Here is a 25,922-nt window from a genome sequence, read left to right on the forward strand (position 1 = left end):
GCCGGGCCCCCTTGGGGCGGGGGGGGGGGGGGCGGGGGGGGGGGCCCCCCCCCCCGCCCCCCCGCCCCCCCCCCCCCCCCCGGCGGGGGGGGGGGGGGGGGGGGGGGGGGGGGGGGGGGGGGGGGGGTGAGCTGCGGCCACCCGCCCGCCCCGTTCCGTCCCCCGCCCGTTCCGTTCTGTCCCTCCGATCGGGTTGGATGGTCGGATGAGCGAGGAGAAGAGCGCCGTACCGGCGTGGGAGCAGCGGTTCAGGGCAGCACGGGTGTCACTCCCCGACTGGGCCGAGGACGCCCCCGACCGGGCGCTGTACGTGTCCAACGCGACCGGCACCTACGAGGTCTACGCCTGGGACCGGGTCACCGGCACCCACCGGCAGGTCACCGACCGCCCGAACGGCACCACCGACGCCGAGCTGTCCCCCGACGGTGCCTGGGTGTGGTGGTTCGACGACCACGACGGCGACGAGTTCGGCGTCTGGCGCCGCCAGCCCTTCGCAGGCATGCCCGCGGACCGCAGCGCCGGCACCCCCGACGAGGAGGCCGTGCCCGGCCTCGCCCCCTCCTACTCGGCCGGCCTGGCGCTCGGCCGCGACGGCACGGTGGTCGTCGGACGTTCCACCGACGAGGACGGCACCACCCTGCACCTGCGCCGCCCCGGAGCGGCCGAGGCCGTCGAGATCTACCGGCACGCGGAGTACGGCGGCGTCGGCGACCTCAGCTACGACGGCACGCTGCTCGCCATCGACCACACCGAGCACGGCGACGCGATGCACTCCGCGATCCGGATCGTCCGCCTCTCGGACGGCACGAGCGGCGCGAACGGCACGACGGGCGAACCCGTAGAGCCCACCGAGACCGTCGTAACCGTCGCCGAACTCGACGAGGTGACCGGCCGGGACGAGCCGCGCGGCGTCGCCTGCCTCGGCTTCGCCCCGGTCGACGGCGACACCCGGCTGCTGGTGGCCCACCAGCGCACCGGCCGCTGGGAGCCGATGATCTGGGACGTCGCCACCGGTGCCGAGACCGCGCTGCCACTGCGCGACGAGCAGGGGCGCGAGCTGCCCGGCGACGTCTCCGCGCAGTGGTGCCCCGGCGCCGAGGCGCTGCTCGTGGAGCACGAGTACGAGGCGCGCAGCGAACTGTTCTCGTACACGCTGGCCGACGGTCGGCTGACCCGGCTGGACACCCCGCGCGGCACCGTCGGCGGCGCCACCGCCCGCCCGGACGGCACCGTCGAGTACCTGTGGTCCTCCGCCGCCGAGCCCTCCGCCGTCCGCTCCACCGCCGGGACGGTCGTGCTGCGGGCGCCCGGCGCGGTGCCGCCCGGCTCCGTCCCGGTCGAGGACGTCTGGGTGGACGGGCCCGGCGGGCGGGTGCACGCCCTGGTGCAGCGCCCGGCCGGGGCGGGCGAGGGCCCCTTCCCGACCGTGTTCGAGATCCACGGCGGCCCCACCCACCACGACAGCGACTCCTTCGCGGCCGGCCCGGCCGCCTGGCTGGACCACGGCTTCGCGGTGGTCCGGGTCAACTACCGCGGCTCCACCGGCTACGGCCAGGCCTGGACCGACGCCCTGCACGAGCGGGTCGGCCTGATCGAGCTGGAGGACATCGCGGCCGTCCGGGAGTGGGCGGTCGCCGGCGGCCTCGCCGACCCGCGCCGGCTGGTGCTCACCGGCGGCAGCTGGGGCGGCTACCTGACCCTGCTGGGCATCGGCGTCCAGCCGGACAGCTGGACGCTGGGCGTCGCCGCCGTGCCCGTCGCGGACTACCACACCGCGTACGCCGACGAGATGGAGGCGCTCAAGTCGCTGGACCGCACCCTCTTCGGGGGCACCCCGGAGGAGGTCCCGGAGCGCTTCACCGCCTCCTCGCCGCTCAGCTACGTCGAGCAGGTGCGGGTGCCGGTCTACATCAGCGCCGGGGTCAACGACCCGCGCTGCCCGATCCGGCAGATCGAGAACTACGTCGGGCGGCTGGAGCAGCTGGGCAAGCCGCACGAGGTCTACCGGTACGACGCCGGGCACGGGTCGCTGGTGGTGGAGGAGCGGATCAAGCAGCTGCGGCTGGAGATCGACTTCGTCCGACGGCACCTCCCCGCAGCGTCGCAGGCCGGCGACGGGGAGACGGTGTGAGGCGTCTGCTGACGCTCGCGGGGGTCGCGGTGGCCGGAGCCCTGGTGCTCACCGGCTGCTCGGGCGGGCACGGCGCCGAGGCCGCCTGCCCGCCCCCGGTCGGCCCCACGCCGACCACGGCCGCGCCAACCGCACCGGCCGCCACCGCGACCCGCGCGAGCGCGCCGGGACCGAACGCGGTGGGGCCGAACGCGGTGGGGCCGAACGCGGCAGGGCCGGGGCCCGCCGTCGCCCGGGCGGCGTACGCGCCTGCGGCGGGCGAGGACGCGGTCCGGCTCGCCAAGGGATCCAGCGGGTCGAAGGGCTCGTCCGGCTCGAAGGGCTCCGGGTCCAAGGGCTCCGGCTCCAAGGGAACGAAGACCGGGCGCACCGTGCACCACCACATCGACCGCTACGACTCGAACGACGACGTGAGCGGCGGCCACGGCCGGTGCCACGACGAGCCGGCGTTCACCGGGTCGCCGACGCCGGTGCCGTCCTCCCCGACGGCGCCCGGGAAGCCGACGACCGCACCGGTCGTCCCGGCCCTGCCGTCCGCTCCGCCCGCCCCCGGCAGGCCAACCCGCTGAGGCAGGCCGACCGAGCAAGGGCCGGCCGGGCAAGGGCGGGCCGAGCAGGGGCCGGCGCCGAACCGCGGAGGTCAGTCCAGGACCGGGTCCAGTCCGAGGGCCCGGTCCTGCTCCGCCTCCCCCTCGCGGCGCACCAGGCGGAACCACATGAAGATGACGAAGCCCCCGAAGACGAACCACTCCAGGGTGTAGCCGAGGTTCTGGAACGCCCGCAGGGTGAGCCCGTCGCCGCCCTGCGGCTGGACCGTCGGCACCGGGGTCAGCCCGGCCGGCACCGTGTCGGCGGCCACCCAGCCGTCGTACCAGCCGTCGTAAGCGAGCGCGTTGAGCAGCGCCGCCCGGTTGACCGTGCCGAGCTGACCGGCCGGCAGACCGCCCGCCACGGCGCCGTTGCTGCCACTGGACTCACCGGCCTGCAGCCGCCCGGTGACGGTCACCTGGCCGGGGGGCGGCGGCGCGGCCGCGGACGCGCCCTCGGCGGGCGCACCGGGCGCCCAGCCGCGGACCACGGCGGCGAACCGGCCGTCGGCGGTGCGCAGCGGGGTGAGCACGTAGTAGCCCTGCTTGCCGTCGACCACCCGGTTCGGGACGAGGAGCTGATGCTCCGCGTCGTAGCTGCCGGTCAGGGTGACGGGCTTGCCGACGGTCTCGGTGGTCACCTGCGGGGTCGCCTGGTTGAGCAGGTCGTCGATCGGCCGCACATCACTCGAAACGGTGACGTTCTGCTTGGTCTCCTGGTGCGACGAGAACCGGTCCTCGAACCGGCCGAGCTGCCAGGAGCCCAGCCAGACGCACACCGCCACGGCCGCGACGGCCAGCGCGGTGCCGCCGAGCCAGCGCGGAGTCAGGAGGAACCGGTACACACCCCCACGGTAACCACTCCTCACACCCGTCCCGGCCGCAGGGGTCCGCCATCGGCCACGTCAGACCGGCTGGTCGCCCGTCCGACCCTGCCCACCCGACCCCGACGGCCCGCCGACCGCCCGCCCGGGCCGCCGCCGGACCGCCGCCGGACCGCCGCCGGGGCCGCGAAGCCCGTCAGCCCGCCGCGGGCACGTCCGACGGCTGCGGCGCCGGTGCGCCCACCGCCTGGACGCCACCGCGGTAGAGGGTGCCGGCGCAGGTCACGGGGAAGGTGGCGGTGGCAACGGCAGGGCTGCCGGGGGCGGGGGTGTGGGCGATGGTGGCGGTGGCCGGCGCGGTGGTGGGGTTGCCGGTCGGGGTGGTGGTGGGGCTGGGCGCGTTGGTCGGCCCGGCGCTGGGGGACGAGCTGGCCTGGGGGTTGGTGCTGGGGGCCGCCGAGGCGTCCGAGGCCGCCGGGGCGGCATCGGTGGCGGCGGTGGGTGCCTGGGAGACCGCGAGGGCCTGGTTGGCGCCGCCCTGGCTGGTGGGCCCGGTGGTGGCGGTGCTGCCGCCGGAGGTGGGGCAGGTCCGGTCGGGGATCCAGTCGAACGGCACCTGGTAGCCGGCCTGCGGGGCGAGGACGGGGGGCTCCGCGTCCATCGCGGGCAGGTCGCCGGCCGGGTCGCCGGCGGCGTGGTCGGCGGTGCGCACGCGGCTGCGGTCGGTCCCGCTCACCGCCGTGACGGCGACGGCGCCCGGGCCGCCGAGCCGGCAGCTGTGGCCGGAGACGTTGTACACGGTGAACGAGCCGTGGATCCGGCCGTCGGCGCCGGCCGGGCCGACCTGTGCGCCGCCCTGGCCGAGGTCGGCCCGGGTGCAGAGCGGGGTGATCGGGCTGTCGCCGGTGCTGGCGGCGGGGGCGGGCGGGGCGGTGGTGCCGTCGGTGCGGGTGGTGCTGGCGCCGGGGCTGGGTGAGGCGGTGGGGGTGCCGGAGGGCGATGCGGTGTCGCCGGTGCCGCTGGGGCCGGGCCGCGGGGGTGTGCCGGTGCCGGGGGCGCCGCCGGTCCTGGTGCCGGTCGGGGCGGCGGGGGCCGGGCTGCTGGCGTCGGCCGAGCCGGGGCCGCCGGACAGGCCGAGGTGCTCCCCGTCGTGCAGGGCGGGCAGGGCCACGGCGACGGCGAGGGCGAGGGCGGCGGCGCCGGTCCAGGCTCCGCGCCGGGCGGCCCGTCGGCGGGGTACGGCGTACCGTATCCGCGGCAGGCCGCCGGGTTCGGGCTGGATGCCGGCGACGGCGCTGCGCATCAGGTCGCGGACGCTTCGTTCCTCGGCGGAGAGCCCGTCGCCCTCACCGTCCGAGGGCCACCGCCCGGCGCCGTCAGCCATGCCCGGCCGCCATCTGGGTGCGCAGGGCGGCGAGTCCGCGCGAGCCGTAGGCCTTCACCGATCCGAGCGAGATGCCGAGGGTCTCGGCGACCTGCGCCTCCGTCATGTCCACGAAGTAACGCAGCACCAGAACCTCCCGCTGACGGCGTTGCAGACCACGCAGCGCGGCCTTCAACTGGTCGCGCTCCAGCGCATCGTAAGCGCCTTCTTCTGCACTGGCCATGTCAGGCATGGGCTTGGGCAGCAGGCGCAGGCCGAGGATCCGTCGGCGCAGGGTCGAGCGGGACAGGTTGACGACGGTCTGCCGCAGGTAGGCCAGGGTCTTCTCGGGCTCGCGGACCCGGCGCCGGGCGGCGTGCACCCGGATGAACGCCTCCTGGACGACGTCCTCGCAGGTCGAGAGGTCGTCCAGGAGCAGCGCGGCGAGCCGCAGCAGGGAGCCGTAGTGTGCCTGGTAGGTCTCGGTGAGCAGGTCCTCGCTGGTACCCGCGTCGGTACCGGCACCGGAGCCCGCCGCACCGGGTGCGACCGCGGTCATCTGGTCGTCTTCCGGCCTACTCGCCGGCCACGGGGCGCGCGAGGGGAAGGCCACCACGGCTCTCGCCGGGATGCCCGCCCCTGCTCCCACCATCACGTTCGCCACGCCCGTTGGACACTCGATCCCCTGTCATGGTTGCCCAGCCCGGGGGCCATTCTTCCGCATCGGCGGAAGAGGCCTCCAGGGGATTCCATCGGGATTCCGGACAGATTGTGTCGAGGAGCGGACACGCCCTCCCCGGATCGGGGGCCGGGCGGGCCCGGGACCGGGCGGCTCCAGGCCTTGCCGGGGCATCTTCCGGGCCCTCGCCCGGGCCTCCTGCCAGGCCTCTTTTCCTACGCCTCGCCCGGGCCCCCTGCCAGGCCCCGCCCTACGCCTTCTCCTACGCCGCTTCCGGCGTGCCTTCCTGCGTCACCGTCAGCTCACCCGCCACCAGCTCCGCGATCTGCAGCAGGTTGAGCGCCGCACCCTTGCGCAGGTTGTCGCCGCAGAGGAAGAGGTCGAGCGCGGCCGGCTCGTCGAGGGCCCGGCGCACCCGCCCGACCCAGACCGGGTCCGTCCCGACCACGTCGTTCGGCGTGGGGAACTCGCCGGCCGCCGGGTCGTCGTACAACACGACTCCGGGGGCGTCGCGGAGGATCTGCTGCGCGTGCTCCTGGGTGACCTCGCGTTCGAAGAGCGCGTGCACGGCCAGCGCGTGGGTGCGGACGACCGGGATCCGGACGCAGGTCGCGGAGACCTTGAGGGCGGGCAGGCCGAGGATCTTGCGGGCCTCGGCGCGGATGCCGACCTCCTCGGAGGACCAGCCGCCGTCCACCAGGGAGCCGGTCCAGGGCACCGCGTTGAACGCGAGCGGGGCGGCGAACGGCCCGTGGTCGGCGATCACCGCGCGCAGGTCGCCGGCCTGCCGGCCGACCTCGGTGCCGGCCACCAGGGCGGTCTGCTCACGCAGCGCCGCCTCGCCGATCCGGCCCTCGCCGGAGGCGGCCTGGTAGGAGGCGACGACGAGTTGGGCGAGCCCGTACTCGGCGTGCAGGGCGCCGACGGCCGCGATCATCGCGAGGGTGGTGCTGGCGGGGCTGGCGACGATGCCGCGAGCGCGCAGCCGCAGCGCGGCCGCGTTGACCTCGGGGACGACCAGCGGCACGTCCTCGGCGGTGCGGAAGGCGGCCGAGTCGTCGACCACCACGACGCCCTTGGCGGCCGCGATCGGCGCCCACTGGGCGGAGACCTCGTCGGGGACGGCGAACACGGCGACGTCGATCCCCTCGAAGGCCTCCTCGGCCAGCGGGACGACCTCGACCGGCACCCCGCGCACGACCGGCTTGCGGCCGGCCGAGCGCGGGGAGGCGACGAGTCGGATCTCGCCCCAGACGTCCTGGCGCAGGGAGAGCAGGCCGAGCAGCACCTCGCCGACCGCGCCGGTGGCGCCGACGACGGCGAGGTTCGGCCGCCGGGTCATCGCCCGGTGCCTCCGTAGACGACGGCCTCGTCCGTCTCGCTGTCCAGTCCGAAGGCGCTGTGCACGGCGCGGACGGCCTCCGGCACGTCCTCGGCGCGGGTGACGACCGAGATGCGGATCTCCGAGGTGGAGATCAGCTCGATGTTGACGCCCGCGGCGGACAGCGCCTCGAAGAAGGCCGCCGTGACGCCCGGGTTGGAGCGCATGCCCGCGCCGACCAGGGAGATCTTGCCGATCGCGTCGTCGTAGCGCAGCGACTCGTAGCCGATGCCCTCCTTGACCCGGCCGAGCGCGTCGATGGCCTTCTGGCCCTCCGCCTTGGGCAGGGTGAAGGAGATGTCGGTCAGCCCGGTCGACGCGGCGGAGACGTTCTGCACCACCATGTCGATGTTGACCTCGGCGTCCGCGATGGCGCGGAAGATGCGGGCCGCCTCGCCCGGCTTGTCGGGCACGCCGACAACCGTGACCTTGGCCTCGGACGTGTCGTGGGCGACTCCGGAGATGATGGCCTGCTCCATCTCGCCCCCTTCGGGCTTGTGCGGGTTCTCGTTGCTGACGATCGTCCCGGGAAGACCCGAGAAGGACGAGCGTACGTGAATCGGGATGTTGTAGCGCCGGGCGTACTCCACGCAGCGGTCGAGCAGCACCTTGGAGCCGGACGACGCCAGCTCCAGCATGTCCTCGTACGCGATCCAGTCGATCTTGCGGGCCTTCGCCACCACGCGCGGGTCGGCGGTGAACACGCCGTCCACGTCGGTGTAGATCTCGCAGACCTCGGCCTTGAGCGCGGCGGCGAGGGCGACGGCGGTGGTGTCCGAGCCGCCGCGGCCCAGCGTGGTGATGTCCTTGCTGGTCTGTGACACGCCCTGGAAGCCGGCCACGATCGCGATGTTGCCCTCGTCCAGGGCGGTACGGATGCGACCAGGCGTCACGTCGATGATGCGCGCCTTGTTGTGAACGGAGTCGGTGATGACGCCGGCCTGGCTGCCCGTGAAGGACTGCGCCTCGTGCCCCAGCGATTTGATCGCCATGGCCAGCAGCGCCATGGAAATGCGCTCTCCAGCGGTCAGCAGCATGTCGAACTCACGGCCGGCAGGAAGCGGTGACACCTGCTCCGCGAGTTCGATGAGCTCGTCCGTCGTGTCGCCCATTGCGGACACCACGACGACGACCTCATGGCCGGCCTTCTTGGCGTCAACGATTCGGCGGGCAACGCGCTTGATGCCTTCGGCATCCGCAACGGATGAGCCGCCGTACTTCTGCACGACAAGGCCCACGTGCGCTCCTCGACTTGTGTCGTCTTCCGGGGGCACCAGGCCCCCGCACCCCCGGGGAAAAGGGGCTGTGCGGTCGGCGCCAGTCTACCGAGCAGGGGTGCCTCAACCGGCGCTTTCCATATGATGAGACGCCCGTTTCAGCAGGTGGTCGGCGAAACGGGCGGCACCACCGGCAGGTCTGCGGGCAATTCGCCACCGCCCCGAAGAATCGGCGGATCAACGGACGGTGATCCGGCGGGATTTCTTTTCCGCGCGGAATGCTGAGGCATTCGTCACAATCGGCCGAGGACCGGTCGACAACCGATCGACAACCGGCCGGTGCCCGGCCGACGACCGCCGGGGGCGCACCGAAAACCGGCGCGCGCCGGGGCGACGTCCGGGCGTGCCGGAATCACGCGGACGTGCCGGAATCGCACGGGCGTGCCGGAACGGCACGGGCGCCGGAGGGCGGCGCTACCGCCCGAGGCCCAGCTCCGCCGCCATCAGGTCGCCGGCCTGCTGCTCCAGCTGCTCGTCGGTGAGCCCGTCGTCGTCGGTGTCGGCGCCGTCCGGCACCGCGCCGATCGGACTGTCCAGCCGGACGTGCGCGATCAGCGACTGCAGCGCCCGCAGCACCGCCGTGCAGGTCGTGCCCCAGTTGGAGAGGTACGAGAACTGCCACCACCACAGCGCCTCGCTGACCCGGCCCTCGCGGTAGTGGGTCAGCCCGTGCTGCAGCTCGCCGACCACGCCGGCCAGGTCGTCCGAGATCCGGAAGGCGTTCGGCTTCTCCGGCGGGCCGTACGGGTCGAAGACCTCGTGGTAGACGTCGATCGGCGCGAGCAGCTCGGCCAGCCGCTCGCGCAGCTGCTCGCCGTCCGGCTCCGGCCCGGCGTCCGGCTCGAAGCGGTCCTCCGGGACGACGTCCTCGATGGCGCCCAGCCGGCCACCGGCCAGCAGCAGCTGCGAGACCTCCAGGAGCAGCAGCGAGACCGCGCTGCCCGGCTCGTCGCCCTTGGCGACCTCGGTGACGGCGAGCACGAAGCTCTCCACCGAGTCGGCGATCTGCACGGCGAAGTCGTCCGGCTCCGAACCGTGCGCATGGGTGTGCGGGGTGTGGCTCTGCGACTCCCCGTGCGGCTGTCCGGGGGCCGGCTGGTGGGCCTGCCCGTGGGACGGCTGGTGGGGCGTGTGGGGCTGCTGGTCGAGCGTCCGGTCAGACATCGAGAAGTCGTCTCCCTTCGAAGGCGCGACCGAGGGTGACCTCGTCCGCGTACTCCAGATCCCCGCCGACGGGCAGGCCGCTCGCCAGCCGGGTCACCTTCAGGCCCATCGGCTTGCAGAGCCGGGCCAGATAGGTGGCGGTCGCCTCCCCCTCCAGGTTGGGGTCGGTGGCCAGGATCAGCTCGGTGACCGTGCCGTCCGCGAGGCGCGCCAGCAGCTCGCGGATCCGCAGGTCGTCCGGGCCGACGCCCTCGATGGGGCTGATCGCGCCGCCCAGCACGTGATAGCGGCCGCGGAACTCGCGGGTGCGCTCGATGGCGACGACGTCCTTGGACTCCTCGACCACGCAGATGACGCCGAGGTCGCGGCGCGGGTCCAGGCAGACCCGGCACTGCTCGGCCTCCGCGACGTTGCCGCAGACCGCGCAGAACCGGACCTTGTCCTTGACCTCCAGCAGCGCGTGCGCGAGGCGGCGCACGTCGGTCGGGTCGGACTGCAGGATGTGGAAGGCGATCCGCTGGGCGCTCTTGGGCCCGACGCCGGGCAGCCTGCCCAGTTCGTCGATCAGGTCCTGAACCACGCCCTCGTACAACGTCGCGCCTTCCCTCGGATGGTCGGTGGTGCTCCGGTGCCATCATCCAACGAATCGGGCGCCGGACACACCGCCCGACGCCCGACTCCCACATAAATCACATGGGTCCGTTGTCTGAACTTCAGAACTTCAGGACCTCAGACCTACCTGGTCGGAGCCCCCGTCCGGGAACTCCCCCAGGTCAGAACGGCAGACCGGGGATACCCCCGCCCAGGCCCTGGGTCAGCGGGCCCATGCGCTCGGCCTGCATCTTCTGCGCCGACTGGTTGGCGTCGCGCACGGCCGCCAGGACCAGGTCGGCCAGGGTCTCGGTGTCCTCCGGGTCGACGGCCGCCGGGGCGATGGTCAGCGCGACCAGCTCACCCGCACCGGTCACCGTGGCCTCGACCAGGCCACCGCCCGCCGAACCGCTCACCTTCGTCTCCGCCAGCTCCTGCTGCGCCTGCGCGAGATCCTGCTGCATCTTCTGCGCCTGCTTCAGCAACTGCTGCATGTTGGGCTGGCCACCACCGGGGAACACGGCTCACTCCTCGCTTCGTGCTTGCTGTCCTGCGTCGCCGTCCTGCCTGCGGTCACGTCCGCTTGCAGTCCCGCTCGCGTCGTCACGGCCGAGCCTACGTGCTGGCGGGGCGGGCCGTCGCTCAGTTGCCGCGGTGGTGGATCTCCTCCAGAACCGTCGCGCCCAGCTCCCGGATGATCAGCTCCTGACCGGAGAACGCCTCCTCGTTGAGGTCCGGGTCGTCCTCCTCCGGGATGTCGTCCTCCGGCGCCACCGCGCGCACCGGACGGGCCGGCGGCGCGGCCACCGGCGGCGGGGCCTGGACCGGCGCGGGCGCCGGGGCGGCCTGCACCTGCGGGGAGGGCTGCGACCGGACCGGCGCGGGCCCCGGAGCCGGAGCCGACACCGGCGGCGCGGCGGCCGCCGGACGGGCCGGGGCCCCCCAGCCACCACCGCTCGGGGCGGCACCGCCCAGGCCACCGCCACCGACGGCCGTACCGCCGCCGAGGGAACCGCCCCCGGACGGGTCGACGATGCACTCGATCCGCCAGTCCACACCCAGCGCGTCGGTCAGCGCCTGGCGCAGCACGTCGTCGCTGTTGCTGCCGACGAAGCTGTCCCGGGCGCCCGCGTTGATGAAGGACACCTGGAGCACGCTGCCGTCGAACCCGGCCACCTGGCCGTTCTGGCTGAGCAGGATCCAGGTGAAGCGGCGGCGGTTCTTCACCGCCTCCAGAATCTGCGGCCACAGCTGCCGGACCTGCGCCGCGCCCTGCTGCGCGGCGGCCGACGCCGGCTCGGCGGGCTGCCCGGCCGGGGCGGGCGCGGGCGCCGCAGGAGTGGGGGCGGGGGCGGACACCGGGGCCGGGGTGGCCTCGGCGGCCTCGGCGGCCTGGGCCGGCGGCTGCGGCGCGGGGGCCGCGGCCGGGGCCCCGCCCGCCGGCGGGAAGCTGCGCGGGATCGGCCAGGCACCCGGCGCGGGCCCGGCGGGCGCCGCGGGGGCTGCCGGTGCAGTCGGTGCAGTCGGTGCAGGGGCCGGCGCAGCGTGTACCGGCGCAGGCTGCACCGGGGCAGCCTCCGCCACCGGCGCCGGCGCCGGAACGGGCGCGGCCATGGGCGCCGCCACCGGCACCCCCGCCCCCATCGGCATCGGCATCGGCGCGGCGAACCCGCCGGCCGCCGCCCGGCGCTCCAGCTTGTCCAGCCGCGCCTGCAACGACAGCTCGTCGCTGTACGCGCCCGGCAGCATCACCCGGGCGCAGATCAGCTCCAGCTGCAGCCTCGGCGCCGCGTTGCCGCGCATCTCGGTCAGCCCGGTGTTGACGATGTCCGCCGCCCGGCTCAGCTCCGCCGAGCCGAACGCGTCCGCCTGCGCCTGCATGATCGCGACCCGGTCCGCAGGGGCGTCGATCAGCCCCTTCTCCCCCGCCTCCGGCACGGTGGCCAGGATCACCAGGTCGCGCAGCCGCTCCAGCAGGTCGGCGACGAAGCGGCGCGGGTCGTGCCCGCCCTCGATCACCCGGTCGATCACCTGGAACACCGTCGCCCCGTCGTGCGCGGCGAAGGCATCCACCACCTCGTCCAGCAGCGCCGAGTCGGTGTACCCGAGCAGCGAGGTCGCCATCTGGTACGTCACGCCGCCCTCGGCGGCGCCGGCCAGCAGCTGGTCCATGACCGACATCGAGTCACGCACCGACCCGGCCCCGGCCCGGACCACCAGCGGGAACACCGAGTCCTCGACCTGGATGCCCTCCCGCCCGCAGACCTCCGCCAGGTAGTCGCGCAGCGTGCCCGGCGGAACCAGTCGGAACGGGTAGTGGTGCGTCCGGGACCGGATCGTCCCGATCACCTTCTCCGGCTCCGTGGTCGCGAAGATGAACTTGAGGTGCTCCGGAGGCTCCTCGACCACCTTGAGCAGCGCGTTGAACCCGGCCGAGGTCACCATGTGCGCCTCGTCCAGGATGAAGATCTTGTAGCGGCTGTGGACCGGCGCGAAGAACGCCCGCTCCCGCAGCTCGCGCGCGTCGTCCACACCACCGTGCGAGGCCGCGTCGATCTCGATCACGTCGATCGAGCCGGGCCCGCCGGTCGCGAGGTCGCGACAGGACTGGCACTCCCCGCAGGGCGTGGGGGTCGGCCCCTGTTCACAGTTCAGACAGCGGGCCAGGATGCGCGCACTCGTCGTCTTCCCGCAGCCGCGCGGCCCGCTGAACAGGTACGCGTGGTTGACCCTGTTGTTACGCAGGGCCTGCTGGAGCGGAGCGGTCACGTGCTCCTGCCCGATGACCTCCGCGAAGGTCTCGGGGCGGTAGCGGCGGTACAGGGCTAGGGACACACCCCCGACGATATCGGGACGCACCGACAAACGCGTCGCCCCTCGCCTCCCCACCGTCCCCCGGCGCCCCCGATGACCGCCTGGGAACGCAAAGACCCCCCGTGCACCCGCCAGAGCCCTCTTACCCTTGCTGCCTTCCGGCCCTGGGGGGGTTCAGAGAGATAACGCCACACGAGGGGCTGACACCCACACTACCGGATCCGAGCCCCGACGATCCACAGGCAACCCCACCCTCCCGCCTACGGGATCGCTGGTCGCGACCACCCCCGAACATGTACTAAGCTCTCCCACGGAGGATTCGCCTAGAGGCCTAGGGCGCACGCTTGGAAAGCGTGTTGGGGGCAACCCCTCACGAGTTCGAATCTCGTATCCTCCGCCGGCAGAAGGCCCGGACCGTTTCGACGGTCCGGGCCTTCGTCGTCTCCTGGTTGCAGTTGTCGTCTCCGTCGTCGTACAGCCCACGCACACCAAGCGAAGGGGGGAAATGTGACCGTCGTAGATCAGCAGTACGCGGACGTCATGGAACAGCTGAGGGACAAGCTGCCGAGCCTCGCCGAGCAGCTCGATCAAGAGTTCAGGCAGGGCCGCGCTATCTCGGGTGAACGGCTCCAGCAGGAAGGCATGTTCGACGAGCGCGCCAGCCGACTTGCAGACACGGACCTGCCCGCCCTTAGGAAGACGGACATCGCCGTTGTCCCCTACAGCAGCGAAGAGCGGATCGAGCTGATTCGCGAGGCCCTGCTCACCCTCGCGGAGACCATGTACGCCTCACGGTCCGCCCTGCTGAAGACTGCCCTTGAGCGGCAGACGGACACGGGCGTCGAGTTCGGCGACCCCGAACTGGAGCCGGTCGTCCACATCAACCTCCCGAGGGAGACAGAACGGGCTTCGGCAGCCCTTCAGGTGACGCGCGAGCTGCTCGCGCCGCGGATGGGGACGGGGGATATCCGATGAGTTCAGACGACCTTGTTCAGGCCATCGGACAAGCCATTGGCGCTCTGGAACCGGTCTACCTCGGGAAAGCGGCCGAATCCGATCTCTACGAGGCATCGCTGCTGGTCCTGTGCATCGAGGCAGCGCAGGCGGCCGGCGGAACCGCGCTTCTGACGCAGGACGGACTGACCCCCGCTCCCGCGTTGCGGTTCCGTACGCAGCCGGGCAACCTCTGGTCCGGGCCGTTCACCTACGTTCTGGTCAGCTTCCCGGCGCTGCAAAAGAGGCTTGAGATCCATCTGGGCGTTTACATGATGGCAGCCACCTCGAAGGTGGCCCATGAATGTGATGTCGCGATCATTGATCACCAAGAGGCGGAGCGGAGCCGCCAGGCCGGGGTGTACCCGCGCAGCCGGGGTCTCGTGGCGGCAATCGAGGCTAAGGACTACAAGGGCTCGCCTCCACTCGGAGTCGGCCGCGGTTTCCTCGGGCTCGCCCACGAACTGGGCGAGAAGAAGTGCTCTCTGGTCTTTCCAGGCCGAAGCTCCACCAACCTGGGTGCGCTGATCGCCAAACGCGCCAGCGAGGCATACGCGGAACTCTGGCCGGGCACGGAAGCAGCGGAGCGGCTGCGCTCACGGCTTGACCAGGCCATCCGCAACTGGAAGGCGAGCCTGTAGCAACACAGCAGGGCTCCGACTCCGCAGTCGGGGCCCTGCCGCCGGCCCATCTCGCGCGACGCGCTGACCCGGATCAGCTTGAGTCCGCCGTAGCCGTAGATCAGGCCGTTGACCGAATCGACGGCCTGCCAGACCCGCATCGACACCCCTTCGGCCAGTGGCTCCATCGTGGCGGTGGGGAACGCGGGGTCGATGGAGATGTCCCCGTCGGCGAGCGCGAAGGCACGGTCTTGGTTGGACGACCGCGAGACTGCCTTCACCGCTCTCCCGATAGCCGCCCCAGGTCTTGTGGCTCGTCCGCTCGTAGCTCGCGCTGCACCCCGGCCTGTCGCCCGACGTGCAGCGACTCAGCGAGGATCACACAGACTTCAGCTCGCTGTTGCGGGTCGCAGCCCTCAAGGAGTCGTTTCAGCTGTCGTAGCACCATCATGTCCCGGAAATGGCGCACCAAGGCCCCTGCAAGTACGCACGCGGGTAGTGCGAGTGCCACTACGGATGGGCTCATGACTCGTAGCCCCTCTTGATGTGCTCAGCGATGGTCTGAGCGTCGTCGCCGTACAAGCACGAGGCGTGACGGTTCAGGATGATCGTGGCATCGCCGAGACGGGCAGAATGCTGGGAGACCAACTCGACTGCGCTGGCTCGCGGTACACCGTCGATGAAGCCGTGGGCGAGGAGACTGGCGCAGAGCTCCTCCACGGTGTCACCACAGCACCACTCGATCACCAGGTCACCGGCGTGGTGGTTGTAGCAGTTAGCGAATCCATGGGGTTCCGATGTCCTGTTGACCAGTTCAGGACGTCGCAAGAGTCGACTCATCAGTAGGTCCCGGGTGTGCAGGTCATCGACGCCTTTGGCATCGACCCACCTCTCGATCTCACGCTTCTCATCGCGAGAGAGGTCGTCGGGTGCCCTGCCCCACAAGGCCACCTCGTCGTCACGCGGAAGCGGCAGACGGATGAGGCCGCTGTCAGTCCGCGCTGCAGCAACTCGCCCTAGGCCGATCGCGTGGAGTGTCCATCTCCTTCCGTCACCCATCACGCGCAGTCCGGGAACCCCACGGATGCCACCGTAGGAGTGGTCGAACCGTGGCAGGAGCTCGCAAATGACCGCCTCCGCCATGGCTGGTTCCAGAAGCAGGTCTAGGCGTTGCCCGTTCGACACAGCTTCCCGCACGCCGAGTAGCGCGCCATTAAGCTGATGGTCCTGGAATCTTGCGGCCAGGACGTGAGCCAAGTGCGCTTCGAAGCGCCGCTGGCGTGGCTCGGGGGCATCGGCGGTCGGAGGCCCGGGGCGCACGTTTACCTGCTGCGCCAATCGGAACGAGGCGGTGAGGGTGAGTGACGTGTTGTCACGGATCTTCTTCGCCAGCCGGTTCACGTTGCCCGATTTGGACATGCTTCGCCCTTTCCACGTGCCGCCCGGCGACGACAGGAAAGACAGGTGAAGTGTCCTTCTAACTACTGGCTCACAACTGCGGAGACTCTCAAGAGCCCACTGCTCGACTCCGGCGCCGGGACCGGATGTGACCGAGGCACGCTGCCGCAGCAGCGCTGCGAGCAAGATACATCAGCGTCAGGCCAGACGCTCACAAGTCGTGCTGCGGACATCGAAGGATGCCAAGCGGCCTTCGAACTGCTCTCCGCCGGCACGCGGAGGGAAATCACTCCCAGCCCTCCTCGAGCGGAGCGCAGCGGGCGCGGAACAGCCGGATCCGCGGGAGGCCGGTGGTCCGCTGGTCTCAGTTCTGGTCTCATTCATGGCCGACCGCCAGCGTTCAGTCGCCTCCGATGAGCCCCTTAAGAGGGCATCTGATCTATGTTGCGGCCGGTTTGCCCGGGGCGAGTGACCGAATCATCGGTGGCTCGTTGCAGGGCGCGTGACTTCTCGGCGCCCGTACCGCAGTGACGTATCCGATGCCCGTTGGGGCCTGATCGAGCCGGTCTTCATAGCCTGGCGGGCTCGCCGTGCCGGTCCTGGCGCGGTGGCCCGCGTCCATCGGCCAAAACGGGTATCTCAGCATAAACACTGATCAGATGCCCTCTAAGTGGGTGTTTCGTTCGCGAGTGTGCTGATTCGGATCGTTTTTCGGATCACCGGGCCGAGCCGGCTGTTGTGACTCAGGAGGCTTCTCGGGGCAGGGGTGCCGCCTGGGCTTCCCCCGGTGTGCGGGAGGTGCCGATTAGTTGGTCAGGGTGGGTGTGGGTGGTTTGACGATCACTGGTTCGGCCGTCGCCTGGTCGGCGTAGTACCTCGCCTCGTACTCGTCCGGGCTGAGCCAGCCGAGACGCTTCTGGATGCGCCGGGTGTTGTACCAGCCGTCGATGACCCTGTTGCCCAATTGGGTGAATCGGCGCGATCTTCCGAACACGTGAGGTCTGCGGGGTGGAGCCTTCGAGGGCGGCGGCCTGTTCCAGACGGTCGCCCGCCGGTCGTGGAACGGGGGCAGTGGGGTGTCGATGGCATCGAGCTCGGGCCGGGAAGTCCCCGAGTCGACACAAGTGATCGCCTGGGCGGCGTTCCCCAAGGGATGTCTGGCAATGCGGGTCCGGGACTCGCTCGGCCCGCTGTTCGACGACGAGGTCTTCAGGTCCGCGTTCGGTGTCCGCGGCCGTCCCGGCATCTCACCCGGACGGCTGGCACTGGTGTCCGTGCTGCAGTTCGCGGAGAACCTGACCGACCGCCAGGCCGCGCACGCCGTGCGGGCCAGGATCGACTGGAAGTACTTGCTGGGCCTCGAACTCGCCGATCCAGGCTTCGACTTCACCGTGCTGACCGGGTTCCGGGACCGGCTCGTGGCCCACGGCTTGGAGGAGAAGGTTCTGGATCTCCTGCTGGAACGGCTGGCCGAGCTGAAACTGGTCGCGTCCGGAGGCCGGCAGCGCACCGATTCCACCCACGTCCTCGCCGCGGTCAGGAACCTGAACCGTCTCGAGTTCGTGGGCGAGACACTGCGTGCGGCGCTGGAGGCGATCGCCGTCGCGGCGCCCGGGTGGCTCGCCTCGTGGATGGATCCTTCGTGGCAGGAACGCTACGGAGCCAGAATCGACTCCTACCGCCTGCCCAGCGAGGAGGACAAACGGGTCCAGCTCACCCAGCGCATCGCGGCGGACGGATACCTCCTGCACGAGGCCATCACCTCTCCCACAGCCCCGGGATGGCTGCGGGAGATCCCCGCCGTCACAACCCTGCGCGTGGTGTGGTTGCAGCAGTTCAAGCGCACGGTCATCGACGGAGTGCAGGAGGTGGCCTGGCGGGGGAAGGACGATCTCCCGCCCAGCAGAGCCAGGATCACCTCGCCGTACGAGCCGGACTCCCGCAATGCAGTGAAACGCGGATCGGTCTGGGACGGCTACAAAGTCCACTTCAGCGAGACCTGTGATGCCCAGGACTCCGGCCGTCCGCACGTGATCACCCACGTGGTCACCACGGACGCCACCGCCGGCGACTCGGCGGTCGTCGAGGAGATCCACGACCGTCTCGACAACAAGGGCCTGCTGCCTTCCGAGCACCTGATGGACGCCGGCTACATCTCCGCGGAGCTCCTGTTGACCGCCCCCATCGACCACCGCGTCCGTGTCATCGGCCCGGTCAGACCCAACACCACGCGCCAGACGGCCCAAGCCACCGGCTTCGGGAAGACGGCCTTCGCAATCAACTGGGCTTCCAGGAAAGCAACTTGTCCGAACGGCGCCACCAGTCGCTACTGGACCGAAGGCAGCGACCACAACCAGCGGCCAGCCATCCGCATCCGCTTCGCGACCGAGACCTGCGCGCCATGCCCGGTCCGGGACCAGTGCACCAGTTCCACCCGCTACGGACGCCAACTCACCGTTCGCCCGCAGGAACAGGACGCCATCCTCGAACGTGTCCGGGCCGAGCAGACCACCGACGAGTGGAAGACCCTCTACGCGGTCCGCGCAGGCGTTGAAGGCACGATCCACCAGGCCATCGCGGCCACCGGCGCACGCCGCACCCGCTACATCGGCCTACCGAAGACGCACCTCGCCCACGTCTTGACGGCCACCGCCATCAACCTCATCCGGCTCGATGCCTGGTGGAACGAAGAGCCCCTCGCCCGAACCCGGACATCACACCTTGCGGCCCTCGATCTCGCCGCATAGACCAATTGGGCAACAGGGTCCGTCGATGTAGGCGAACAGCGCCAGGTCGGCATCGGTGCGGGTCGCGAAGGTCGTGCGGCGCACGCACTCGGTCTTCAGCACGCTCCAGAAGTTCTCCGCCAGGGCGTTGTCGAACGAGTCGCCGACGGTGCCCATGATCGCCTCGATTCCGGCTTTGAGAAGGCGTGTTGTGAGTTTGATGGACGTGTACTGACAGCCGTGGTCGCTGTGGTGGATCAGCTTGCCCGGCTCCACCGGGCGGCCGTGGAGGGCGTACTCCAGCGTGGTGAGGACGAGGTCGGCGTCCGCTCGCTCCGAGGTGTGCCATCCCGCGATCCGGCGGGAGAAGGCGTCGCGGATCGTGGCCGGCCATCACGGTCCCTCGCCGGTGGGGATCAGCGAGATGTCCGCGACCCACAACCGGTTGGGTGCGTTCGCGGTGAAGTCGCGCTGGACCAGGTCCGGGGCGAGGTCGGCTGCCGGGTCGCGGCGGGTGAAGGAGCGGGGCCGGCGCGGGCTGACGCCTTGCAGTCCGGCCTCGCGCATCAGGCGCTCGACCCGCTTTCGGCCGACGCGGGTGCCCTCGCGTCGCAGGACGGCGTGGACGCGCGGGGAGCCGTAGGTGGCGTCCGAGTCCGAGTGGACGCGGCGGATGTGCTCATCATGGCTACCGTCGGCGCAGATGGCGAGAAGCCGCCAGGCAGGAGGACAGCCAGGTTGCCTCTGGTTGGTTGATGATCAGGCCGCTGACAGTGATCATCCCGTCCATGACCTCGCCGACCCGGATCGAGTGGTCGCCGACGCGGAACAGCTGCCAATCCGCATCGCTGTGCCAGAGGCACGCCGCCTTCTCCCCTCGACGCTGGGCGAAGACGAGTTCCTCGCCGTGCTCGTTCAGGAAGTAGCCCACGTAGTCCTTCGCGGTGATCGAGTCACCGCACAGGCGAGCCAGGAGCTGCTCGATCGAAGGTTGGGCGTCAGTCACGCGTCGGGCTCCTCAGCCGCTTCCGAATCCTGTTGCTCGGCTGACAGCGCAAGCATCCGGCCAGCCGAATCGAGCAGGGTCTCGTAGGTGATCACTTCTATCCGGGTGGCGTGCGTGTTGTAGGTACGCAGGGTCTCCGCGACTTCTGTCGGCGCGATGCCCCCTCCCACATAGCGCGAGTGACCGATCACAATGGTGGCCGAGGCCCTGCGACTGTCGACACCGAAGTCGGCCAGGATGGTCCGCCGGTTCTCGTCCAGTGTCCGCAGGTAGTTCTGCGCCTGGGAGACCGCTTGGTGAGGTGGCGCGCCCAGCATCAGATGGCCGCTGCGGCGAATGACCAAGCTCTCGATGTTGGCGCGCTTGAGTTCGACGACGTGCAGGGAACCATCGGCACGCAGGAGCGGGATGTCCAGGATGGTATCCGGGGTGTACTGACGGCGCGCCAGCTCACCCACATAGGCCCCGCCGAAGATCCACGCCTGGTTCTTCAGGCAGGCGTGAAGCGCGCTCTCGGAACTGGCCGGATCGTCCACTGCAGCCCTCAGGGCCGCGAGGCCGGCCCGCCTGGCCTTGAGCTCAAGGAACTGGGCCAACAGCCCCGCGTCGGCATCCGCCAGGACATCACCCAGCAACCGGGCAGACTCCGCAGAGACCGTACGCGGCAGACTTCGTAGGACCAACTCAAGGTGGCCGTACTGCTGGAGTCGCCTCACCTCCCGCGTGGACAGCCGGATCCCACCCTCGCCAGCCTCGACTCCCAGGTGGTCGGCGGACTGGGCAATGCCACGGAAGAGGTCACGGGCATCCGCGGCTGTCGCGTCCGGATCGTCACGGCAGAGCACGTCAAGCGCGGCGACCGCCCGGTCGGCACCAAGGGCGGCCATCCTCCGATGGAACTCCTCACCACGCCGCTGAGCGTTCTCGTCGTAGTACCCCTCCACAACTTCGAGGAACAGCTCTCCGTCAGCGTATCCGGCGAATCGCTGGAAGCGCTGGGCAAGCCCGAAGTCACCACAGAGGATGGCCTCTTGGGCCACATCGTTCAGGGCGTCCACCAACGGCCGGCCCTTGCCGTACATGCGGTCCGTCCCCATGATGCGCAACACCGTGTCGATTCGCTGCTTGACGACCGTGTGCTCGGTGAGCCCCTTCGCTGCTTTCACCATGCGCTGGAGCGAGAAACTGGATCTGAATCCCATCCGGCCAGACTAAGACCGGGCACTGACAACACAGTCTTGCCAGCTGGTTGGCCAGGGGCGCCGACCAACAGACTGCCAGGCGCCTCTGAACCAGGGGGCGTCGCATTGACGGGCATTGCTCCGGCAATGGAAGACGATGTTGCCGTCGGGCTGCATCACCGCGCTAGCCACGGGGCCACTCAGACAGTGACCAGCGTGAGCTCCTCCCACGCCGGCAATGACGTAGTCAGACGACGGGTTGCGCGGCTTCGGCGTCCGGTCGGCACCGACCAACGGAACGCCGAAGGCGAGCGCGGCCACGGCGAGCAACACAGCGGCCGAACCCTTCGTGAAGCGACTAGGCACACGGATGTTCACCTTCTGTCGGTCTGCTGCGCAGCCGTAGCGGCCCCTGTACATCTCGAGATCACGACCAGCGAGAACAGGCCCGGCCCTGGCGGTGCCGTGACGGCAGGTGTACGACGCCTAGAAGATCGGCTCATGGTCTCAGTTCTGGTCTCATTCGCCGTGGTCCAGCAACGTTCAAAGCCCCGGGCATCACCCCGCTTCACCCCAGCTCAGAACAGGTGTGAACCCCGGCGGACGGGGTTCGGAAGAATTGGAAAGCGTGTTGGGGGCAACCCCTCACGAGTTCGAATCTCGTATCCTCCGCCTTCACGAAGGCCCCGACCGGTTCGCCGGTCGGGGCCTTCGTCGTTCCGGCCTCGGCGTCGGCGGCGCGCCCGGCCGACGGCGGCCCGCTCGTGTCAGCCGAGTGCGGGGTGGACGAGCCGTCCGTGGTGGATGAGGGAGACGGACTGCTTGAGGCGGCGGGCGCGGATGCTGATCTCGTAGCCCCGGATGCCCTCGGTGCGGGCCAGGCGGCTGCTGAGGTAGCGGTAGAAGGCGGGGGTGTCCTCGCAGATGACGACGGCCATGAGGTTGTGCCTGCCGCTGGTGGCGGCGACGAAGGCGCATTCGTCGTGCCGGGCGAGCTCCTCCCCGATCCGGTGGAGGTCGGGCAGGTCGACCTGGAGCCAGAGGATGGCGTTGAGGTCGTAGCCGAGCCGTTCGGCCAGGATGTCGATGCCGTAGGTGAGGGAGCCGGTGGCTTCCAGCGCCTCCAGTCGGCGGGCGACGCGGGTCGCGGACCAGCCGGTGGCCTGCGCCAGGCGGGTGTGGGAGGCGCGGCCGTCCTCGGCCAGGGCCTCGAAGAGGGGGCGGTCCCCGTCGGTCGGGGCGGGCGGGGGCCCGGCGGGTGCGGGGCGCTGCGCTGTCAGCTGTCGCACCTGCTCGTCGGTGAGTGAGCGCTTGCCGCCGGCCCAGCCTGCCGTGCCTGGGCGACTGAACGGGTGGAGGAGAAGGTCCACGCTCATGTCCAGGATCGAAGCGGCTTTCGGGAGTTGCCGCAGCAGGACGTCGTCGCGCCCGGTGTCGGGGGTCGAGCGGATGGTGCAGATGATCTCCGATCCGCCGGAGGCGACGCTGGCGTAGCCGACTTCGGGTCTCCGGGCGAGTGAGTCGGCGACGGGCCCCGCAGCATCCGGGCGGCACCGCAGCCGCGCGATCCACTCCGCCAGTCCGTGGGCGACCGGGTTGCTCAGCCCGACGACACGCATCACCCCGTCGCGGCGCAGCGCGTTGTAGCGGCGGGCCACGGTCTGTTCGGACACGCCGACGACCTCGCCGAGGCGACGGAAGGAAGCACGCGGGGCGCAGTAGAGACCATGGATGATCCTGCGGTCGAGGTCGTCGTACATGGAGGAATAGTCACATGCCCAGAGGACGTGATGGATGTTGCTCCGCACCTTCCGGGATCGCTTGGGGATTTCTCGTCCGCCTGGGTGAAGCTGGTCTGCGCCCCCGCAGCAGCCGGTGCCCGCGCGGCACCCCGCAATCGAAGGAACCACTTCGTGAACTCCGCAACGGTGCAGCGCCCCGGGGCCGGACGAGGCGTCACGCTCGTCATGGCCTGCCTGGGCGTCTTCGTCGCCTACCTTCCCGTGACCACCGTGTCGGCGAGCCTGCCCGCGATCCAGCGCGCGATGGGCGCCTCGACCTCCCAGCTGTCCTGGGTGTCGGACGCGTTCGTGCTGCCGATGGCCGCACTGATCCTGACCACCGGGGTGTGGGGAGACGTCCACGGCCGCAAGCGGGTGTTCCAGACGGGCATGGCGTTCTGCGCACTGGGCGCGGCCGTCTCGCTGGCCTCGGACTCGGTGCAGTCGCTCTGGATCGGGCAGGCGGCCTCCGGCCTCGGGGCGGCAGCGCTGCTGCCCACCACGCTGGCCCTGATCAGCCACGCCGTCCCCGACCATCGGGAGCGGGGCAGGTTCATCGCCCTGTGGGCGATGTCCATGCTGGCCTCGCTGGCCGTGGGACCGCTGATCGCCGGGGTGCTGCAGGAGCACGTCGGGGTGCGCTGGATCTTCCTCCTGCCCATCCCGGTGTCCCTGGTCGTGCTGGTCGTCGCGGCCTTCCTGCTGCCCGACTCGCGGGCGCCACACGGCCGCAGGCTCGACTGGCCCGGGCAGATCAGCGCGGCCGTCGCGGTCACCGCGGTCGTCTACGGCGTGATCGAGGGCGGCGCCGAAGGCTTCGGTACGCCCCAGGTGGTGGCGGCGCTGGTGCTCGGCGCCGTGAGCGCGGTCGTGTTCGTCGTGGTGGAGCGCCGCAGCAGCAGCCCGATGCTCGACCTGGCGCTGTTCCGCAGCCCTGCCTTCGCCGCCACCTCCCTGGTCGCCATGATCAGCTTCCTGGGGCTGATCGGCTTCTTCTTCGTGCTGAGCCTGTACTTCGGCCTCGTGCAGCACCTGACCACGCTGGAGGCCGGACTGCGGCTGGTCCTGGTGTCCGGGACGTCCCTCGCCGTCGGTGTCCCCGTCGGGCGGCTGATGCACCGGGTCTCCGCCCGGGTCATGATCACCACCGGCCTGGTGGTGATAGCGGGCTCGCTGCTGTCGCTGACCAGCATCGACGCCGACACCTCCTACGGGTCGCTCGCCTGGCGGCTGATCCTGCTCGGGCTGGGCATGGGCACCGTCCTCACCCCGATGACGGCCTCCGCCGTCTCCGCCGTCCCCCACCATCTGGCCGGCATGGCCGCCGCGGGGAACAACGCCTTCCGCCAGGTCGGCGCCGCCCTCGGCCCCGCCGTGCTCGGCGCCCTGCTCACCACCCGCGCCCTCGACGCGCTGCCCGGGCGCCTCTCCGACTCCGCAGTGCCGACGGAGACCGGCGGCCACGTCCTCGCCGTCGCCCGGGAGCAGGGGCTCGGTGCCGTGGCCGGACTCGACCTGGGCACCGCCACCGGACCGGCCCTCTCGGCGCTGGGCGGCTCCTTCCTCGACGGCCTCCGGCTCTGCCTGATCGTGTCCGCCTCACTCACCCTGCTGGCCGCCCTCGCCTGTGCCTTCCTCCTGCGCCCGGCCGCGGCGGGCGGTCGCCCGTCCCCCGCCACGCCCGCCCCCGCCTGGGACGCGCCCGCCCGAGAACTCCAGCGCACCCCGTGACGGCCGAGGCGCCCGGCGTTCTGCGTGGCCGTCCGTCGAGTGGACCGTGCAGGATCTGCGCCGGCTGACGGCCGACCCGCTGGACTCGGTGCAGGCGGTGACCGGGGTGCTCGACATCCTGGCGAAGCAGCCCGGCGAGCGAGTGAGTTACACGTCCCTGGTCGAGCTGCTCGACTTCGAGGCGGGCGCCGGCCCTCGTCGAGCAGCTCGACCAGGGCCGCCAGGCTCTCGTCCAGCCGGGCGACGGAGCTGGCGCCCACGACCGGGATCGTCGGCACCGGGTGGCCCAGCAGCCAGGCGAGCACGGCCGGTGTGCGGACCAGCCGGGAGAGGCCGGGGCGGGCCGCACCGGGCGTCCGATTCGTTCAAGACGGGGTGTCCGGGCGCCGCCTACCGTGACGGGCATGAACAGCACACCAGCACCGCAGTTCGCCGTCGTGGGCCTGGCCGTCTCGGACCTGGCCGCCTCGATCGCCTTCTACCGGCGGCTCGGACTCGCGTTCCCCGACGGGGCCGAGCAGGAGCCGCACGTCGAGGCCGTGCTGCCGGGCGGGCTGCGCCTGGCCCTCGACCCCGAGTCCACCATCCGCTCGTTCCACCCGGACTGGCGGCCGCCGACGGGCGGCGGCCGGACGGCACTGGCGTTCCGGTGCGCCGACCCCGCCCAGGTGGACGCGGTCTACGAGGACCTGGTCGGCGCCGGGCACCACGGCGAGTTGAAGCCGTGGGACGCCTTCTGGGGCCAGCGGTACGCCGTGGTGCACGACCCGGACGGCAACGGCGTCGACCTGTTCGCACCGCTGCCGGGCGCCGCGGACTGAGTCAGCGGACCGAGTCAGCGGGGCAGCAGGGCGGTCGCCGGCATTCCCGCCAACTCCCGCACGTCACGCGCCAGATGGGCCTGGTCGGCGTAGCCCGTCCGGGCCGCCGTCTCGGCGAGGGGGACGCCGGAGCGGGCCAGCGCGAGGGCGCGCTGCAAGCGGAGGATCCGGGCCAGGGTCTTGGGGCCGTAACCGAAGGCGGTCAGTGAGCGGCGGTGCAGTTGCCGCGCGCCGAGGCCGACCGACTCGGCGGTCGCCGCGACCGAACGGCCGGCCGCCAGGGCGTCGGCGACCGCCCGGACGAGCGGGTCCACCGGCCGCGCGTCGGCCGCCAGACGCAGCGCCAACTCCTCCAGGGCCACGGCCGGGTCGGGCGCCGCGTCGATGCGCCCGGTACGGCGGCGCACCTCGGCGGCGGGCCGGAGGTCGGCCAGGTCGACCCGCCGGTCGCGCAGTTCGTACGCGGGCACGCCCAGCAGGGCGGGGGCGGCACCGGGCGGGAGGCGGACGCCCGCCCACGGGCCGCGCAGCCCCGGTCCGAGCTGGAAGGCCCGGCTGTCCGGCCCGGCGACGAGGAGCCGGCCCTCGGTCCAGAGCAGGTCCATGCAGCCGTCGGGCAGGACGAGCCCGGCCGCGCCGCCGCCCGTGCTCCCGGCGGCCCGGCGCCTCCACACGACCGCTCCCGGCAGCTTCGACGCCCGCTCCGCGTACTCGGGGGACATGGGGCCCAGGCTACGCGCCGCCGCCAGGGGTCGCCGAGGGTCGCCGGGCGTCGGCGACACGCCAGCGACACGCCGGCGGCCCCGGCCGCGCGAGGCGGGCGAGGCTGGGGCGAGGCCGGGGCGAGCAAAGCC

At 71.6% G+C, this 25,922-nt stretch carries 24 protein-coding genes, 1 tRNA gene and 1 other RNA gene; 8 read left to right on the forward strand and 18 right to left on the reverse strand.

The window, feature by feature from the left end:
* Positions 1-205 precede the first annotated feature (205 nt).
* Entirely contained in the window at positions 206-2,131 is a 1,926-nt protein-coding gene (locus tag ACIQVZ_RS02075) for a S9 family peptidase (RefSeq protein ID WP_402446395.1), read from the forward strand.
* Positions 2,128-2,700, forward strand: coding sequence for a hypothetical protein (locus ACIQVZ_RS02080; RefSeq protein WP_402446398.1), 573 nt, complete (start codon positions 2,128-2,130; stop codon positions 2,698-2,700). The genes ACIQVZ_RS02075 and ACIQVZ_RS02080 overlap by 4 nt, the downstream gene beginning before the upstream one ends.
* A gap of 71 nt (positions 2,701-2,771) precedes the next feature.
* On the opposite strand, the gene ACIQVZ_RS02085 is transcribed toward ACIQVZ_RS02080, so the two are convergent.
* The 10 genes from ACIQVZ_RS02085 to ffs all read right to left on the reverse strand — a co-directional run bounded on the left by ACIQVZ_RS02085 (position 2,772) and on the right by ffs (position 13,013).
* Positions 2,772-3,563: an SURF1 family protein gene (locus tag ACIQVZ_RS02085; protein WP_350876354.1), complete on the reverse strand. Its 792-nt coding sequence runs from the start codon at positions 3,561-3,563 to the stop codon at positions 2,772-2,774.
* A gap of 175 nt (positions 3,564-3,738) precedes the next feature.
* Positions 3,739-4,926 (reverse strand): hypothetical protein, encoded by a 1,188-nt coding sequence (locus tag ACIQVZ_RS02090; RefSeq protein ID WP_402446402.1) that lies wholly within the window; start codon positions 4,924-4,926, stop codon positions 3,739-3,741.
* Positions 4,919-5,557 carry a SigE family RNA polymerase sigma factor gene (locus tag ACIQVZ_RS02095; protein WP_371518046.1) on the reverse strand — a complete coding sequence of 213 codons (639 nt, stop codon included), beginning with the start codon at positions 5,555-5,557 and terminating at the stop codon, positions 4,919-4,921. The genes ACIQVZ_RS02090 and ACIQVZ_RS02095 overlap by 8 nt, the downstream gene beginning before the upstream one ends.
* Before the next feature lie 289 nt (positions 5,558-5,846).
* Positions 5,847-6,926 (reverse strand): aspartate-semialdehyde dehydrogenase, encoded by a 1,080-nt coding sequence (locus ACIQVZ_RS02100; RefSeq protein ID WP_402446405.1) that lies wholly within the window; start codon positions 6,924-6,926, stop codon positions 5,847-5,849.
* Positions 6,923-8,203, reverse strand: coding sequence for an aspartate kinase (locus tag ACIQVZ_RS02105; protein WP_063348651.1), 1,281 nt, complete (start codon positions 8,201-8,203; stop codon positions 6,923-6,925). The genes ACIQVZ_RS02100 and ACIQVZ_RS02105 overlap by 4 nt, the downstream gene beginning before the upstream one ends.
* A 453-nt stretch (positions 8,204-8,656) precedes the next feature.
* Complete coding sequence (locus ACIQVZ_RS02110) at positions 8,657-9,406, reverse strand: DUF5063 domain-containing protein (protein ID WP_350876363.1); 750 nt, start codon at positions 9,404-9,406, stop codon at positions 8,657-8,659.
* The gene (recR, locus tag ACIQVZ_RS02115; protein ID WP_350876365.1) at positions 9,399-9,998 is read right to left on the reverse strand and encodes a recombination mediator RecR; all 600 of its coding nucleotides are present in this window, start codon (positions 9,996-9,998) and stop codon (positions 9,399-9,401) included. The genes ACIQVZ_RS02110 and recR overlap by 8 nt, the downstream gene beginning before the upstream one ends.
* 181 nt (positions 9,999-10,179) lie before the next feature.
* Positions 10,180-10,518, reverse strand: coding sequence for a YbaB/EbfC family nucleoid-associated protein (locus tag ACIQVZ_RS02120; RefSeq protein ID WP_063348649.1), 339 nt, complete (start codon positions 10,516-10,518; stop codon positions 10,180-10,182).
* Positions 10,519-10,639: 121 nt separating this feature from the next.
* Complete coding sequence (locus tag ACIQVZ_RS02125) at positions 10,640-12,832, reverse strand: DNA polymerase III subunit gamma and tau (RefSeq protein ID WP_402446410.1); 2,193 nt, start codon at positions 12,830-12,832, stop codon at positions 10,640-10,642.
* A gap of 90 nt (positions 12,833-12,922) precedes the next feature.
* Positions 12,923-13,013: signal recognition particle sRNA small type (gene ffs, locus ACIQVZ_RS02130), an RNA gene on the reverse strand.
* Positions 13,014-13,123: 110 nt separating this feature from the next.
* Between ffs and ACIQVZ_RS02135 the strand changes: the two genes are divergently transcribed.
* The 3 genes from ACIQVZ_RS02135 to ACIQVZ_RS02145 all read left to right on the forward strand — a co-directional run bounded on the left by ACIQVZ_RS02135 (position 13,124) and on the right by ACIQVZ_RS02145 (position 14,445).
* Positions 13,124-13,208, forward strand: a tRNA-Ser gene (locus ACIQVZ_RS02135).
* A gap of 110 nt (positions 13,209-13,318) precedes the next feature.
* The gene (locus tag ACIQVZ_RS02140) at positions 13,319-13,786 is read left to right on the forward strand and encodes a hypothetical protein (protein ID WP_402446413.1); all 468 of its coding nucleotides are present in this window, start codon (positions 13,319-13,321) and stop codon (positions 13,784-13,786) included.
* On the forward strand, positions 13,783-14,445 hold the full coding sequence (locus ACIQVZ_RS02145) for a hypothetical protein (RefSeq protein ID WP_402446416.1): 663 nt from the start codon (positions 13,783-13,785) through the stop codon (positions 14,443-14,445). The genes ACIQVZ_RS02140 and ACIQVZ_RS02145 overlap by 4 nt, the downstream gene beginning before the upstream one ends.
* Positions 14,446-14,946: 501 nt before the next feature.
* Here the strand turns inward: ACIQVZ_RS02145 and ACIQVZ_RS02150 are convergent.
* Positions 14,947-15,843 (reverse strand): hypothetical protein, encoded by an 897-nt coding sequence (locus tag ACIQVZ_RS02150; RefSeq protein ID WP_402446419.1) that lies wholly within the window; start codon positions 15,841-15,843, stop codon positions 14,947-14,949.
* A 784-nt stretch (positions 15,844-16,627) separates the two neighbouring features.
* The gene (locus ACIQVZ_RS02155; RefSeq protein WP_402446421.1) at positions 16,628-16,786 is read right to left on the reverse strand and encodes a hypothetical protein; all 159 of its coding nucleotides are present in this window, start codon (positions 16,784-16,786) and stop codon (positions 16,628-16,630) included.
* A gap of 118 nt (positions 16,787-16,904) precedes the next feature.
* Between ACIQVZ_RS02155 and ACIQVZ_RS02160 the strand changes: the two genes are divergently transcribed.
* The gene (locus ACIQVZ_RS02160; RefSeq protein WP_402446424.1) at positions 16,905-18,569 is read left to right on the forward strand and encodes an IS1182 family transposase; all 1,665 of its coding nucleotides are present in this window, start codon (positions 16,905-16,907) and stop codon (positions 18,567-18,569) included.
* On the opposite strand, the gene ACIQVZ_RS02165 is transcribed toward ACIQVZ_RS02160, so the two are convergent.
* The 5 genes from ACIQVZ_RS02165 to ACIQVZ_RS02185 form a co-directional block, all read right to left on the reverse strand.
* Positions 18,537-18,929 carry a transposase gene (locus ACIQVZ_RS02165; RefSeq protein WP_402446866.1) on the reverse strand — a complete coding sequence of 131 codons (393 nt, stop codon included), beginning with the start codon at positions 18,927-18,929 and terminating at the stop codon, positions 18,537-18,539. The genes ACIQVZ_RS02160 and ACIQVZ_RS02165 overlap by 33 nt on opposite strands.
* Before the next feature lie 12 nt (positions 18,930-18,941).
* A complete protein-coding gene (locus ACIQVZ_RS02170) occupies positions 18,942-19,253 on the reverse strand; it encodes an IS3 family transposase (RefSeq protein WP_402446869.1) in 312 nt (103 codons plus the stop codon).
* Positions 19,237-19,554, reverse strand: a complete 318-nt coding sequence (locus tag ACIQVZ_RS02175) for a hypothetical protein (RefSeq protein WP_402446426.1) — start codon at positions 19,552-19,554, stop codon at positions 19,237-19,239. Before ACIQVZ_RS02175 ends, ACIQVZ_RS02170 begins: the two co-directional genes overlap by 17 nt.
* Positions 19,551-20,756 carry a Shedu anti-phage system protein SduA domain-containing protein gene (locus tag ACIQVZ_RS02180; RefSeq protein ID WP_402446429.1) on the reverse strand — a complete coding sequence of 402 codons (1,206 nt, stop codon included), beginning with the start codon at positions 20,754-20,756 and terminating at the stop codon, positions 19,551-19,553. The genes ACIQVZ_RS02175 and ACIQVZ_RS02180 overlap by 4 nt, the downstream gene beginning before the upstream one ends.
* Before the next feature lie 746 nt (positions 20,757-21,502).
* Complete coding sequence (locus tag ACIQVZ_RS02185; protein ID WP_402446432.1) at positions 21,503-22,495, reverse strand: Lrp/AsnC family transcriptional regulator; 993 nt, start codon at positions 22,493-22,495, stop codon at positions 21,503-21,505.
* A gap of 207 nt (positions 22,496-22,702) precedes the next feature.
* On the opposite strand from ACIQVZ_RS02185, the gene ACIQVZ_RS02190 reads away from it, so the two are divergent.
* Together ACIQVZ_RS02190 and ACIQVZ_RS02195 are read left to right on the forward strand one after the other, a co-directional pair.
* Entirely contained in the window at positions 22,703-24,247 is a 1,545-nt protein-coding gene (locus ACIQVZ_RS02190; protein ID WP_402446872.1) for an MFS transporter, read from the forward strand.
* A 404-nt stretch (positions 24,248-24,651) separates the two neighbouring features.
* Positions 24,652-25,068 carry a VOC family protein gene (locus ACIQVZ_RS02195; RefSeq protein WP_350876385.1) on the forward strand — a complete coding sequence of 139 codons (417 nt, stop codon included), beginning with the start codon at positions 24,652-24,654 and terminating at the stop codon, positions 25,066-25,068.
* A gap of 14 nt (positions 25,069-25,082) precedes the next feature.
* Here ACIQVZ_RS02195 and ACIQVZ_RS02200 read toward each other — a convergent pair whose 3' ends face one another.
* Complete coding sequence (locus ACIQVZ_RS02200; RefSeq protein WP_402446435.1) at positions 25,083-25,790, reverse strand: helix-turn-helix domain-containing protein; 708 nt, start codon at positions 25,788-25,790, stop codon at positions 25,083-25,085.
* Positions 25,791-25,922 lie beyond the last annotated feature (132 nt).

It is taken from the genome of Kitasatospora sp. NPDC098663 (assembly GCF_044760075.1).
In the GTDB taxonomy this organism is placed as follows: Bacteria; Actinomycetota; Actinomycetes; order Streptomycetales; family Streptomycetaceae; genus Kitasatospora.

Excerpts from the sequence above, each read along its gene's own strand:
- ACIQVZ_RS02145 (WP_402446416.1), top strand. The coding sequence starts at position 13,783 with ATGAGTTCAGACGACCTTGTTCAGGCCATCGGACAAGCCATTGGCGCT.
- ACIQVZ_RS02160 (WP_402446424.1), top strand. The coding sequence starts at position 16,905 with ATGGCATCGAGCTCGGGCCGGGAAGTCCCCGAGTCGACACAAGTGATC.
- ACIQVZ_RS02195 (WP_350876385.1), top strand. The coding sequence starts at position 24,652 with ATGAACAGCACACCAGCACCGCAGTTCGCCGTCGTGGGCCTGGCCGTC.
- ACIQVZ_RS02100 (WP_402446405.1), bottom strand. The coding sequence starts at position 6,926 with ATGACCCGGCGGCCGAACCTCGCCGTCGTCGGCGCCACCGGCGCGGTC.
- ACIQVZ_RS02200 (WP_402446435.1), bottom strand. The coding sequence starts at position 25,790 with ATGTCCCCCGAGTACGCGGAGCGGGCGTCGAAGCTGCCGGGAGCGGTC.
- ACIQVZ_RS02185 (WP_402446432.1), bottom strand. The coding sequence starts at position 22,495 with ATGTACGACGACCTCGACCGCAGGATCATCCATGGTCTCTACTGCGCC.
- ACIQVZ_RS02095 (WP_371518046.1), bottom strand. The coding sequence starts at position 5,557 with ATGGTGGGAGCAGGGGCGGGCATCCCGGCGAGAGCCGTGGTGGCCTTC.
- ACIQVZ_RS02110 (WP_350876363.1), bottom strand. The coding sequence starts at position 9,406 with ATGTCTGACCGGACGCTCGACCAGCAGCCCCACACGCCCCACCAGCCG.
- ACIQVZ_RS02075 (WP_402446395.1), top strand. The coding sequence starts at position 206 with ATGAGCGAGGAGAAGAGCGCCGTACCGGCGTGGGAGCAGCGGTTCAGG.
- ACIQVZ_RS02150 (WP_402446419.1), bottom strand. The coding sequence starts at position 15,843 with ATGTCCAAATCGGGCAACGTGAACCGGCTGGCGAAGAAGATCCGTGAC.
- ACIQVZ_RS02090 (WP_402446402.1), bottom strand. The coding sequence starts at position 4,926 with ATGGCTGACGGCGCCGGGCGGTGGCCCTCGGACGGTGAGGGCGACGGG.
- ACIQVZ_RS02190 (WP_402446872.1), top strand. The coding sequence starts at position 22,703 with ATGGCCTGCCTGGGCGTCTTCGTCGCCTACCTTCCCGTGACCACCGTG.
- ACIQVZ_RS02180 (WP_402446429.1), bottom strand. The coding sequence starts at position 20,756 with ATGGGATTCAGATCCAGTTTCTCGCTCCAGCGCATGGTGAAAGCAGCG.